This window comes from Chryseolinea soli, from assembly GCF_003589925.1.
GTDB classification, from domain to species: domain Bacteria; phylum Bacteroidota; class Bacteroidia; order Cytophagales; family Cyclobacteriaceae; genus Chryseolinea; species Chryseolinea soli.
The window spans coordinates 2,493,715-2,506,212 of record NZ_CP032382.1; the positions used below are offsets into that span (position 1 = coordinate 2,493,715).

Here is a 12,498-nt window from a genome sequence, read left to right on the forward strand (position 1 = left end):
CGGATGGCAGGCAAAGCACTCATTTTTTCAGCGCCCTCCGGTTCCGGAAAAACGACAATCGTCAAACATCTTCTTGAAAGCAACCCCACCCTCGGGTTCTCCATCTCCGCGTCCACACGCGACAAACGGGGACGGACCGAATCGCACGGAAAAGATTATTATTTTCTCACGCCCGAAGAATTCAAACACAAGATCGACGCCGATGAATTTATCGAGTGGGAAGAAGTCTACGCCGGCAATTTCTATGGCACCCTCAAGTCCGAGATCGACCGCATCTGGGCCGCGGGCAAAGACGTGATCTTCGACGTGGACGTGAAAGGCGGATTGAATCTCAAAAAATATTTCGGCGACAAAGCGCTCGCCATCTTTGTTAAAGTGCCATCCATCGAAGTGCTCAAGGCCCGCTTGAACGATCGCGGCACCGAAAGCGAAGAAAGCCTCTCACGCCGGCTCTTCAAAGCCAACTTCGAAATGTCGTTTCAGGATCAGTTCGATGTCGTGCTCGTCAACGAGCATCTGAATACATCCCTGGCCGAAGCCCAGCGACTGTACGACAACTTCCGCTAGTTTGCACATCCTGCAAAAGGCACTAATTTTACAGACATCCTTCCCATACAAAATTTTCCCTTAACCGGAAGGTCGAAACGCTATGAGCGCCACCCAGAAGATTGGACTTTTCTTCGGCTCCTTCAACCCTATCCATATGGGTCACCTCATCATTGCTAACCTGATGGCAGAAACCAGCGACCTCAAAAAAGTATGGTTCGTGGTGTCACCCCAAAATCCGCTTAAACCCGCCAAGGGATTGCTCCACGAGTTCGACCGCTATGACATGGTGCGGGCTGCCATTTTCGACAACTATAAATTGGAAGCTTCCGACGTGGAGTTTCACTTGCCAAAACCCAGCTATACCATCCATACGCTGGTACACCTGAAAGAGAAGCATCCAGACAAAGAATTTCGTATCATCCTGGGCGAGGACAACCTGGAGAGCTTCACGCGATGGAAGAATTATCAACAAATCCTGGATTATTACGGTTTATACGTTTATCCGCGACCCCACACGCAACTTTCAGAACTCCGGACGCATCCTAACGTTACCATGATAGATGCCCCGACCCTCGACATTTCGGCAACTTTTATCCGGAACTGCATCAGAAAAAAACAATCTGTGCGTTACCTTGTTCCCGACGCGGTGGAGGAGATGATCAGGGTAAAGGGATTTTATCAAGACTAATCAAATCACGAAACCGGCGCTATGCGTGTTCCAACGTTACCCTATAGGTTCTCCATCCAGAGAACTCTTTTGTTTTTCTCTTTATTTCTATTCTGTATCGCCGACGCCTTTGGTCTCGGGGGCATCCGCGGCCAGGTAAAAGACGACAAAGGCGAGCCTCTGCCGTATGCGACTATTTTTGTAAAGCAAACCGGAAGCGGCACCACCACCAACGTGAAAGGCCTCTACGAGATCACGCTCTCGCCGGGAAAATATGACGTGAGCTTTCAATACCTCAGCCACGAGTCGGTGGTGAAACAAGTTGAGATCGGCGACGACTTCATCGAGGTGAACGTGACCCTGAAAGATCAGGCCACTCTGCTGGAATCCGTCACCGTGAAGGGTGGCGATGAAGACCCAGCCTACACCATCATGCGCAAAGCCATCGCAAAAGCAAAGTATCACACACAGGAGATCGACACGTACTCGGCCCGCGTGTACATCAAAGGCACAGGCGTGCTCAAAGACTATCCCTGGCTGGCCAAACGCGCACTGGCCAAGGAAGGCATTAAGAAGGGCGATGCTTATGTGACCGAGTCGGTAAGCGATATAAAATATACCCGCCCAAAGAAATTCGAAGAAAAAGTCATCTCCATCCGCAGCGACGGCAACAGCAACAACACTTCCCCAAACCAATACATTTTTGGAAGCTTCTACGAACCGGAAATAGCCGAAACGATCAGCCCGTTATCACCAAAAGCCTTTTCATATTATCGCTTCGAGTACATGGGCACGTTCAAGGACCGCGACTATGAAGTGAGCATGATCAAGGTCATCCCCCGCTCCAAGGGCGACAACGTGATCGACGGCACACTGAACATCGTGGAAAACTGGTGGAGCATCCACAGCATGGACATCCACACCGTGAAGCTGGGCATCGACATAAACATCAAAGCGGTTTACGCACCCATCGAAGATAAGGCATGGCTCCCCGTGTCGCACCGCTTCATGGTTTCAGGGAAGATTTTTGGCTTTGAATTTGAATACAACTACCTCGCTACCGTAAGCAACTACAAGATCAAAATGAACCCCGAATTGTATGTGGAGACTGACAAAATGGAGGTGGTCGACGAGAAGGTAGACAAAGAAGAAGCAAAGAAGGTACAGCAAAAAGCCCTGGCCGCGCAGAAAAGCAAAGCCGCTGCAAACCAAGCCGCCAACCAGAAGCTGAGCAAGAGTGCCAAAAAAGCCCAGGCCGCCGAGGAACAATCCAAGCAACTGCAAGAGCGACTCGCCTCCGGCAAAGAGATCACCCGCAAGGAGTTGAACGGCATGCTCAAAGACTACGAAAAAGCCGAAGCCAAACAAGAGAAACAACCCGAAGTCCTGTCCGATGTCACGTTCAAGGTAGATAGCATGGCCTATAAAAAAGACTCCACCTATTGGTCGGAAGTCAGACCGGTGCCCCTGACCGAACAGGAAGTGAAAGGCTATCACAAGATGGACAGCATGGCGGTGGTGGAACGCAAGAAAGCCGAGGGCGACACGCTGAAAGAGTCAAAACACAAAGGCTTCCAACCGTGGGATCTTTTGATCGGCGATAGTTATAAAGTCTCCAAACATTCGAATGTAAAAATTCACTTCCCGATGCCGGGATTCAACACGGTGGAAGGATGGAACCTGGTCTACAAAGTTTCCTATGGCACGGTGCTGCAGGACACCAACAAAACGCGCCTTACCATTACTCCAGCCTTCCGCTATGCCTTTTCACGCAAAGTGGCCTCCGGCAACCTCACGTTTGCCCTGCGAAATAAAAAATACAAGTTCGACGTACAGGGTGGCCGTTACATCCAACAATACAATCGCGACGAACCCATTCTTCCCATCGTCAACGATTTTACCACGCTGCTCCTGGAAAAAAATCTCATGAAGATCTATGAGCGCGAATACGTCGATGTGAATTATACCCGCCACCTCAATGAATATTTCACCGTCAATACAACCTGGTCGTGGATGAACCGGCGCGAACTTTTCAACAACACGAATTATAAATGGGTCGATCGCGAGAAAATCGAAGGCTACACCGCCAACCAGCCCGTGAATGATGAATTGACCGATACGTCTTTCCCGGAACACCAGGCCTTCATTGGTTCTGTGGGGCTTGTGGCCCGCCCCTGGATAAAATACAACATCCGGAACGGACACAAATCGGAGATCCCCAACTCGTCGCCTTCCTTTATGTTGGACTACCGGCGCGCTTTCGATAACGTGTTGGGCAGCGACGTGAGCTATGATCAGATCGAATTGGGATTCAAACACCGGTTTAAAGTCGGAGTGCGCGGCACAACCGACATTGCCTTGCGCGCCGGCTCGTTCCTGAACACCGACAAGATGTATTTCATGGACTACAAACATTTCCTCGGCAACCAAACACCGTTCATCACCAACGACCCCGTGGGCAGCTTCCGGTTGCTCGACTACTACCGCTACAGCACGGCCGACAAATATTTTGCGGGCAATCTGCATTATCAGTTCCGGAAATTTCTCGTGACCAACATTCCGCTGGTGCGCCTGGCCGGCATTCGCGAAAATGTGTTTGTCAACTACCTGGCCACCCCCACGTCCAAGAACTACACCGAAGTGGGCTATTCCATCGATGGCATTTTGCGCATTTTCCGTTTGGAAGCGGCGGCAGCATTTCAGGATGGGAAATACCTGGATTATGGAATCCGGATTGGCATCACCTCCAATTTCATGGTTTCATTCTCGGATCAATAACGGGATTCGTCGAAAAATAGGGTGAAAGGCATGTGCGTGATGGTTTCGGTCGAACATTATATGGGGGGTATTGCGTTTGATCAGTATCTTGGGTCTCCAAATTTTTCCGGGATAACGTGCAGCGCAGATGAAAATGAACCTCTCCAACTTTCTATCGATCGGTTCTTTGATTATTCTTTTTGGATACATCACCTATAACGAAGTGTCCACACGAACCACCGAACACGCCATCTCCGACGAGGGCGTGTACGAAGTTCCGTTCGATGAATCCGATCAGCGTTTGCCCGCCGTGTCGTTCGATGTGCCAGCGGAAATGACCTTTGCCGGCGAGCCCGTGCCCCTCAGCATTCCCGACGTGCACGAGCGTCTCGACAAAGAATTGCAGATCAATTGCTACCTGCACAGCAACACCATATTCCTCATCAAGCGCGCCAACCGCTGGCTTCCACAAATGCAGGCGATCCTGGAGAAACATGGCATCCCCCAGGATTTCAAATACCTTCCCCTCATCGAAAGTAATTTATTGAACGTGGTGTCGCCCCGCGATGCCGTAGGCTATTGGCAGATCCTGAAAACTTCCGGCAAGGAATTGAACCTCGAGATCACCGACGAGGTGGACGAACGCTACGATCCCCTGAAGGCCACCGAGGCAGCGTGTAAATATTTGAAGAAAGCCTACCAGAAATTTGGAAGCTGGACCATCGTGGCCGCATCCTACAACCGCGGCATGGGCGGCATAGAACGGGCTTTGGAAGATCAACAGGAAAAGTCGTACTACGATCTGTATCTCAACGATGAGACTTCCCGCTATGTGTTTCGCATTCTGGCCATCAAAGAAATTGCCGAACACCCGCTGCGCTATGGCTTCAAGATCGACCCCGCCCACCTGTACCAGGAAGAACCGTTGAAATACATCGAGGTGACCGAGTCCATAAAAGACCTTGTCTCCTTTGCCAAAGCGCAGGGCACCAACTATAAATTGTTGAAGCGCCACAATCCCTGGCTCCGCGAAGATCGCCTCACGGTGAAACGCGGCGAGCATTACCGGATAGCCCTCCCGGCATAACGGATCGCGCCGGCAACTTCCTGTTCGCAGCTTTCGGACACACTGCTTTTTACACGTGCGGTTTGTGATTTGCATGAGTGAAACCATGCTTTTCTTTACCTTCGCTGTCGTAAAAAAAGAAATTGCTATGCGCCCGTACATCCTCGCCGAGAACAACTGGAAAACGATTAACGAAACAGGTTTCGAAGTAGCCGTGCTGCCCTGGGGGGCATGCGAGGCGCACAACTATCATCTGCCTTATGGTACGGATATTATCGAAGCAGATCAGGTGTCGGCCGAAGCCGCGCGCATCGCGTGGGAAAGTGGATCGCGCGTGATCGTGCTCCCCACCATTCCCTTTGGCGTAAACACAGGCCAGTTCGATGTCAAGCTCGACATCAACATGAACCCCAGCACGCAGTTCGCCGTGTTGCGCGACATCATCACAGTACTGAATAGGCAGGGAATTTTCAAGCTGATCATCCTCAACAGTCACGGCGGCAACGACTTCAAAACCATGATCCGCGAATTGGGGCTGGTCTTTCCCGACATGTTCCTTTGCTCCTGCAATTGGTATCAGGCATTGGATCAAAAAGAATTCTTCGAGAACAAAGACGACCACGCCGGCGAAATGGAAACCAGCGTGATCATGCACCTCCGCCCCGAACTGGTAGCACCCCTTTCCACAGCCGGCGATGGAGCAGCAAAAAAATTCCGGATCTCGGCGATGCGCGAAGGCTGGGCATGGGCCGAACGCAAATGGCTGCAGGTGACCAAAGACACCGGCGTGGGCGATCCCCGCAAGGCCACACCGGAAAAAGGAGCAGCCTATTTCAAAGCCGTCACAGAGAAAGTAGCCGGATTTTTTATCGAGGTGGCTAAAGCAGATCGCACCGATCTGTATGCCTAGTGGACGCTGAAATGAAAACAAGGAACAGGAAGCATTCGACTTCTTTGCGTACCCGCGCCCTCTGTATTTCTTTGCGTTGACTTTGCGCCTCTGCGCCTTCGCGGTTCAATGCCTTTAATACTTCCTTGTTGAGTCTTTCGAAGTAAAACAAATTTTGGCGGCCCCCTTCGGAGGCCTCAGGGTCGGGCTATCCGTTCCAAGTCCGTCCACGCCCAGGCCCACGCACTTCGGGCTTTCCACTTCTATCCCTGGCCGGTGTATGGAATGCCTTTGCTTCGAAAAAAAACACGCAACAAATACGGCGACTTAAAAACTACAGGAAATGCACGGGGCCGGATTGGCCACGTGCGATAAGAATGTTAACAAAGAAAAATTAAAGAACCGCTTCCGACGACTCACCCTTCGAGATCCAGAAATTGCCAAAGCCCTCACCAATCTGGATGGTCAGGATCTGCAACGCCAACATCTCCAGGATGGCCAGGAAATTAAAGATCACACCGATGCGTGTTGGATATTGTTCCAACAGCTCTGTAAACGACATGCGCTGACGGCGCGTAAGTTCATCCACGATATGTTTCTTTTGCCCCTCAACGGTATAAGGATATTGGATCACCTGGTGAACAGGTTTATTCTTTTCCGCATCAAAACGCTTCAACACTTTTTCGAAGATGGTCATCAGCTTGAACACCGTAACGTCCTGCAACTCGGCCTCCACGTTGGTGCTCTCGGCCAGCGTTTTCAATTCCTTCATCAGGTTGCCGCGGCGTTCTTTCATCAGTTCGGTCTCTTCCATTTTGTGGAAGCTTTCGATCACCGATTTGTATTTCTTATACTCCAACAGGTGCTTCACCAGTTCTTCGCGCGGGTCGATCTCGTTGCCGGCTTCGTCCAGTTGCGGGCGGGGCAGCAACATTTTCGATTTGATGCGCATCAGCGTAGCGGCCACCAAAATAAACTCACTGGCAACCTCGATGTTGAGGGCCTCCATTTGGCGGATATAGTCCAGGAAATCGTTTGTGATCTTGGCGATGGGAATATCGTAGATATCCAACTCGTCGCGCTCGATAAAGAACAACAAAAGGTCGAAAGGACCTTCAAAAAGGGGAAGTTTTACTTCAAAGTTTTCCTGCGTTGTCATAAGAATGGCCACAAATTTATTTAAATCCGACAATAAAAATGGATAGGGTAGAAATAACTAACTTTGTGGCCTGTTTGGCGTTGAAAAGCTCGATAGAACACTTAGCTTGTACCACTGTTAGGGTCCTTTGAACAAATACTATGCTGATAACCCCCGGAAAATTATTGGCCGGTATAAATAGCCCGGACGACATCAAAAAACTTGATCAGGCGCAGTTGGTGCAACTTTGCGAAGATCTCCGCCACTTCATCATTGACAACGTTTCCGTGTATGGCGGCCATTTTGGGGCCAGCCTGGGCGTGGTCGAGCTCACGGTGGCCCTCCACTACGTGCTCAACACCCCCTACGACCAACTGGTCTGGGATGTGGGCCACCAGGCCTACGGACACAAGATCCTGACCGGCCGCCGCGACCAATTCCACACCAACCGCCTCTACAAAGGCCTTTCCGGCTTCCCCAAAAGAAAAGAAAGCGAATACGATACCTTTGGCGTAGGCCACTCGTCCACATCCATTTCCGCAGCCCTGGGGATGGCCGCCGCATCGCAATACCTCAAAATTGAAGATAAACAGCACGTAGCCGTCATCGGCGACGGCGCCATGACGGGCGGCATGGCCTTCGAAGGCCTCAATCACGCCGGCGTTTCCGACACCAACGTCCTGATTATCCTCAACGATAACTGCATGGCGATCGACCCCAACGTGGGCGCCCTGAAAGATTATCTCACCGACATCACCACCAGCCGCACCTACAACAAACTGAAGGACGAAGTCTGGAACCTGCTGGGCAAACTTTCCATGTTTGGCAAAAGCGCCCAGGAGATCGTTTCAAAGGTGGAGAACGGCATCAAGGGCACGCTGCTCAGCCAAAGCAACCTCTTCGAATCGCTCAACCTGAGATATTTTGGTCCCGTAGATGGTCACGACGTCAATCACCTCGTAGCCGTACTCAACGACCTGAAAAACATCAAGGGTCCGAAAATTCTGCATTGCATCACCACAAAAGGAAAGGGCTACGCGCCCGCAGAAAAAGGCAACGCCACCACCTGGCACGCACCCGGCACATTCGATAAGATCACGGGAGAGATCCACAAAAAAATATACAGCGTCCCCCAAGCACCCAAATACCAGGACGTTTTTGGCCACACCATCGTAGAGCTTGCCAAGGCCAACGACAAGATCATGGGCATCACGCCCGCCATGCCTTCCGGCTCGTCCCTCAACATCATGATGAAGGAAATGCCCGAGCGCGCCTTCGACGTAGGCATTGCTGAGCAACACGCCGTCACTTTTTCGGCTGGTCTGGCCACGCAAGGTCTCATTCCGTTCTGTAACATCTACAGCACGTTCATGCAGCGCGCCTACGACCAGGTGATCCACGACGTCTGCATTCAGAACCTTCCGGTGAATTTCTTCCTCGACCGCGCTGGATTTTCAGGAGCCGACGGCCCTACGCACCACGGTGCTTATGACCTGGCCTACTTCCGGTGCTTGCCCAACATGATCGTGGCTGCGCCGATGAACGAAGCGGAGCTGCGAAACCTCATGTTCACGGCACAGCTACCGCGCACCGAGCAAGCCTTTTCCATCCGCTATCCCCGTGGCCAGGGCGTCATGCCCAATTGGCGTACACCCATGGAGGAGATCAAGATCGGCACCGGGCGTAAGATCCGTGCCGGCGAAGAACTGGCCATCCTCACCATCGGCCACATCGGCAACTATGCCGTCGAGGTGTGCGAGCGCCTGGCAGCCCAACACATCGAGGTGGCGCACTACGACATGCGCTTTGTGAAACCGCTCGACGAGGCCATGCTCCACGAAATATTTTCGACCTACAAAAAAGTGCTCACCGTGGAAGACGGCTGCGTGCAGGGTGGTTTTGGAAGCGCCGTGCTGGAATTCATGGCCGACCACCACTATCACGCAGACGTGAAACGCCTCGGCATTCCCGATGGCATCGTGGAACACGGCGAACAATACGAACTTCACCGCGAGAGCGGCTTCGATCCCGATGGCATCGAAAAAGCCGTGATCGGCATGTTGGAACACGCATAGCAACACGACGTTTGATGGGCAGAATTTTTTTCCAGGAACGTGGACAAGGACGACCAGTGATACTCCTGCATGGTTTCCCGATGCACCAAGAGGTGTGGAACGATTTTGCCCCGCGCTTGGCCGACTCCTGCCGCGTCATCACACCCGATCTCCCCGGTTTTGGCAAGACCCCCATATTGCCACAGGCATTTTCCATCGCCGACGTGGCCCTGGAAGTCCTGAATTTTTGCGCGGAAAAAGAAATTCACAACAGCGTGGTCATTGGCCATTCGCTGGGCGGCTACGTGGCCCTGGCGATGGTCGAAAAAAATCCCGTGCGTTTTGCAGGCCTCGGACTTTTTCACTCCACAGCCTATGCCGATTCGGCAGAGAAAAAATATTCCCGGACGAAGGTCGTGGAATTTGTGGATCAGCACGGCGCGGAACCTTTCACGTCCAATTTTATTCCGCCGCTTTTTGCCCGCCCCGATCATCCCGCCATTCCCCAGGTGCGCAAGCTGTCGGTCCAGGCGACAGCCGATGCGGTGAAAGGCTACACCATTGCCATGCGTGACCGCCCTGAACAACTCAAAACGTTAAAAAATTTCAAAAACCCTACTTTATTTATTGCCGGCGAAAAGGATGGCGGGATCCCGGTGCAGACCGTTCTGGAGCAGTCGAAGCTCTGTCAACAACCTGAAAATCACCTGCTTCAGGATGTGGCCCACATGGGCATGTTCGAGAAACCTGAACAGACAGCCGCTATTATCAGGGACTTTTTGGGCAAAATATCACATTTCAAAGATTGAAAACGGCATTTTGGCGACATTAACTACAACCCTTTGCTAGGTTTAAAGAAAAGAGGAAATTATATTTGCTATTAAGAATACTAATAACCAATCCGATTCTATGGAAGGAAATTTTGACGCATGGAACGCAATGGCCAAAAACATTGCTTATGTCGCGTGGGCAATCTCAATCTTGATCGTAATCTACCACGTGATTCGTCTGGCGACCATGAATGACGCCAAGGTGAAGTACGATTTCATCAACAAAAGCGAGATCAGAACGCTCTGGATAGCTGCTATTATCCTCATCATCGGATGCTGCTTCTACGCTAACGCCAACATCGGCGAACTGTCACCGTTGTGGATCTTCGTACGCGGATTTACCACGTTTGCTATGGGTATGATCGTGGCGTTGATCATTCAAAACATGCTCAAATTCTATTACCCCTTCTTCATCGAAAAACGGTTGAAAGCACTGCGCTACAAGCCGCGCGTTTCTCCGAAAACAGGCAAGGCCATGAAGCTCCTGGGCGAAGAAGAAGAAGATGCTTACCTCGATGAAGGTATGCAAGCCGAAGAAAACGTTTTCTCCGTCGACTACGACGTGTGGAAAGACGAAGAAACCGGCTACGTAAAGATCGAGCGCTATTCTGGTCACCTGCATGCGCTGCAGTGCCCTGAGTGCAACTACCAAACTTTCAAAGTAGTGCGCGAAGAGATCCTGAAGGCCCCTTCCGTAGGCGAAGAAGGCCAGCTGTTGAAACATTTCCAGTGCGGCTACTGTGGCTACAAAGCCAAGAAGACCGTGACACTGAGAATCTCCCAGAAATTCGAAGAGTCTTCGGCTGCTACAGCATAAGACTACACTTTAATCAAAATATGAAAGGCTGCCTTCTAAGAGGGCAGCCTTTTTCGTTTCACGCCTGCAGCAAGGAGCAGCGCGTTTATTCAATTCTGCATTCGACATTCGTGTTATTTCAATCCACCTTCGTGGGATGCTGGAATGGCTCCTGACTTTTTCAGCGCGACGACAACCGCTGGTTACTTACTATCAAGCCGTTCAATACGCGTGGCAAAATATCTTGTTTCACCTCGCCAGGGGAAGATCGCATAACGCTTAATGAAGTAGAGATTCACGCGCTCGCCGCTGAGGGCAACGGTCTCCAATTCCTTGATGAGGTCTGTGTCGCTTTTCTCGACCGAGAAATCGAACGATTCTGCAATGGGACTGGCGTTCTTCAAAGCCCCAAAAGCTTGAAGGTCGATCTTGCCTTCATACGTTTTAAAGGCCACGCCCTTTGTACTGATCCGCAATATTCTTCCGGCCATCACGCCGTCTTCATACACGCCCCAGTAGTAAAAACTGAAAAGCGAAATGAGGGTGATGACAACCAGCGCAATAACAATGCGGAAAACTTTTTTTGATGTGCGCTTAATTTTTTCGCCGAGGGTTAAACGTTCCATAGGTCTTTTTTTTAGAGGTCACTAAAGTTACTAAAGGGCCTGCTGATAAAAAAAGCCACTAGCTCTCCTCGTCGAAATAAATCTTGTAATAGTGCTTGTTCATCGCCTCGTCGTAACCCTTTTCGATGAGCTCGCGGCTGCCATGAATGTAGATGTGAAAATTCTTGTCGAGTTTGAGCACACTCTTGAAGACGCGGGCCTGGCGCTTCACCGCCTGCGCGGAGATCTCGAAATTGTCGGCGATCTGTGCGTCCGACATAAATGTTTTCTCATATTTCCGGAAAGACTCGATCACCGAAGCATCCGCCAGCACCTCCACTTCGAACTCGCTTTGGTTGAACTGCTCCTTCGATTTGAAGAACTCCATAGACCGGTTCAACAGGTCGATCTTGTCGGCCTTCGAAACGCTGAACTCTTCGTCCAACTGATCCCCTACATACTGGCGCGTGAGGTTCATGAAGTTGTGTGTATGATGAAAGGCATCCGACACGGGTTTCACATTGAGAAAATCACTTTTCCAAAACTGAGCGTCCGACTTGTTGGCATTGTCCACGATCAGGATCGAATACCCCTCTTCAACGCCCCGGTTCAAAATAAGACACCCCTTGTCGAGCTTGCGGATGTTCACACCTTCGTCGGCGTGAACGTTGAAGTCACCGGGATTTGCTTTTAACTTCAAATACGTCTCCTTGTTTTCTGACTTGAAGATGCCGATGGCATCCATCGCCTGGTTTTCGATCACCACCCCCGACAAACGGGCCACATATAAGTCACCCGACTTGATGTTGGGATGCTGTGTCGCTTCGTATAAATGCTTCGCGATGTTGACCGAGTTTTCGTGAAACGATTCGGCCTCTTCAAAAATGTTTCGTGCAAATTGAAACAAGGGGTTCAGGGAGAAATCCTCGTTCGAAAACGTGAACGCATAATATTCCGGCGTCGTAAAGTTGGATAGGAAATAGGTGAGGAGCAGTTCTTGCAAGGCATCGTCCTCCACATCCAGGGGTTCTTCGGATAGCCTCAGCAACTCTTGCGCACCACGGTTGCCCACCACATGCACCGACACCTGGAGAATACTACTTTGACTGCGTTCGATCATAAGCGCGGTAGGAAATGATCCGTCTTA

General features: G+C 51.0%; 11 protein-coding genes. 8 read left to right on the top strand and 3 right to left on the bottom strand.

Annotated features, from left to right (window positions below; translation table 11 throughout):
• The first annotated feature begins 3 nt into the window (after nucleotides 1-3).
• The 5 genes from gmk (at nucleotide 4) to D4L85_RS10795 (ending at nucleotide 5,949) form a co-directional block, all read left to right on the top strand.
• Nucleotides 4-567: a guanylate kinase gene (gene gmk, locus D4L85_RS10775; protein ID WP_119754320.1), complete on the top strand. Its 564-nt coding sequence runs from the start codon at nucleotides 4-6 to the stop codon at nucleotides 565-567.
• 82 nt (nucleotides 568-649) lie between these two features.
• The gene (nadD, locus tag D4L85_RS10780; protein ID WP_073134215.1) at nucleotides 650-1,237 is read left to right on the top strand and encodes a nicotinate (nicotinamide) nucleotide adenylyltransferase; all 588 of its coding nucleotides are present in this window, start codon (nucleotides 650-652) and stop codon (nucleotides 1,235-1,237) included.
• Nucleotides 1,238-1,258: 21 nt separating this feature from the next.
• Nucleotides 1,259-3,994, top strand: a complete 2,736-nt coding sequence (locus tag D4L85_RS10785; RefSeq protein WP_119754321.1) for a DUF5686 family protein — start codon at nucleotides 1,259-1,261, stop codon at nucleotides 3,992-3,994.
• A gap of 127 nt (nucleotides 3,995-4,121) precedes the next feature.
• Entirely contained in the window at nucleotides 4,122-5,060 is a 939-nt protein-coding gene (locus tag D4L85_RS10790; protein WP_119754322.1) for a lytic transglycosylase domain-containing protein, read from the top strand.
• Between the two features lie 127 nt (nucleotides 5,061-5,187).
• Nucleotides 5,188-5,949 carry a creatininase family protein gene (locus D4L85_RS10795; protein ID WP_119758739.1) on the top strand — a complete coding sequence of 254 codons (762 nt, stop codon included), beginning with the start codon at nucleotides 5,188-5,190 and terminating at the stop codon, nucleotides 5,947-5,949.
• Between the two features lie 373 nt (nucleotides 5,950-6,322).
• Here the strand turns inward: D4L85_RS10795 and D4L85_RS10800 are convergent, their stop codons facing one another.
• On the bottom strand, nucleotides 6,323-7,087 hold the full coding sequence (locus D4L85_RS10800) for a segregation and condensation protein A (protein ID WP_119754323.1): 765 nt from the start codon (nucleotides 7,085-7,087) through the stop codon (nucleotides 6,323-6,325).
• A gap of 140 nt (nucleotides 7,088-7,227) precedes the next feature.
• On the opposite strand from D4L85_RS10800, the gene dxs reads away from it, so the two are divergent.
• From dxs to D4L85_RS10815, 3 genes are all read left to right on the top strand, one after another.
• A complete protein-coding gene (gene dxs, locus D4L85_RS10805) occupies nucleotides 7,228-9,141 on the top strand; it encodes a 1-deoxy-D-xylulose-5-phosphate synthase (RefSeq protein WP_119754324.1) in 1,914 nt (637 codons plus the stop codon).
• A 14-nt stretch (nucleotides 9,142-9,155) separates the two neighbouring features.
• Nucleotides 9,156-9,929, top strand: coding sequence for an alpha/beta fold hydrolase (locus D4L85_RS10810; RefSeq protein ID WP_119754325.1), 774 nt, complete (start codon nucleotides 9,156-9,158; stop codon nucleotides 9,927-9,929).
• 100 nt (nucleotides 9,930-10,029) lie between these two features.
• Complete coding sequence (locus D4L85_RS10815) at nucleotides 10,030-10,767, top strand: hypothetical protein (RefSeq protein ID WP_119754326.1); 738 nt, start codon at nucleotides 10,030-10,032, stop codon at nucleotides 10,765-10,767.
• 182 nt (nucleotides 10,768-10,949) lie between these two features.
• Here D4L85_RS10815 and D4L85_RS10820 read toward each other — a convergent pair whose 3' ends face one another.
• Complete coding sequence (locus tag D4L85_RS10820; protein WP_119754327.1) at nucleotides 10,950-11,372, bottom strand: hypothetical protein; 423 nt, start codon at nucleotides 11,370-11,372, stop codon at nucleotides 10,950-10,952.
• A 58-nt stretch (nucleotides 11,373-11,430) separates the two neighbouring features.
• Entirely contained in the window at nucleotides 11,431-12,471 is a 1,041-nt protein-coding gene (locus tag D4L85_RS10825; RefSeq protein WP_119754328.1) for a nucleoid-associated protein, read from the bottom strand.
• Between the last annotated feature and the right edge of the window lie 27 nt (nucleotides 12,472-12,498).

What these genes read in the sequence shown, in the direction of transcription:
- gmk (WP_119754320.1), top strand. Translation starts at nt 4, where the DNA reads ATGGCAGGCAAAGCACTCATTTTTTCAGCGCCCTCCGGTTCCGGAAAA.
- nadD (WP_073134215.1), top strand. Translation starts at nt 650, where the DNA reads ATGAGCGCCACCCAGAAGATTGGACTTTTCTTCGGCTCCTTCAACCCT.
- D4L85_RS10785 (WP_119754321.1), top strand. Translation starts at nt 1,259, where the DNA reads ATGCGTGTTCCAACGTTACCCTATAGGTTCTCCATCCAGAGAACTCTT.
- D4L85_RS10790 (WP_119754322.1), top strand. Translation starts at nt 4,122, where the DNA reads ATGAAAATGAACCTCTCCAACTTTCTATCGATCGGTTCTTTGATTATT.
- D4L85_RS10795 (WP_119758739.1), top strand. Translation starts at nt 5,188, where the DNA reads ATGCGCCCGTACATCCTCGCCGAGAACAACTGGAAAACGATTAACGAA.
- D4L85_RS10800 (WP_119754323.1), bottom strand. Translation starts at nt 7,087, where the DNA reads ATGACAACGCAGGAAAACTTTGAAGTAAAACTTCCCCTTTTTGAAGGT.
- dxs (WP_119754324.1), top strand. Translation starts at nt 7,228, where the DNA reads ATGCTGATAACCCCCGGAAAATTATTGGCCGGTATAAATAGCCCGGAC.
- D4L85_RS10810 (WP_119754325.1), top strand. Translation starts at nt 9,156, where the DNA reads ATGGGCAGAATTTTTTTCCAGGAACGTGGACAAGGACGACCAGTGATA.
- D4L85_RS10815 (WP_119754326.1), top strand. Translation starts at nt 10,030, where the DNA reads ATGGAAGGAAATTTTGACGCATGGAACGCAATGGCCAAAAACATTGCT.
- D4L85_RS10820 (WP_119754327.1), bottom strand. Translation starts at nt 11,372, where the DNA reads ATGGAACGTTTAACCCTCGGCGAAAAAATTAAGCGCACATCAAAAAAA.
- D4L85_RS10825 (WP_119754328.1), bottom strand. Translation starts at nt 12,471, where the DNA reads ATGATCGAACGCAGTCAAAGTAGTATTCTCCAGGTGTCGGTGCATGTG.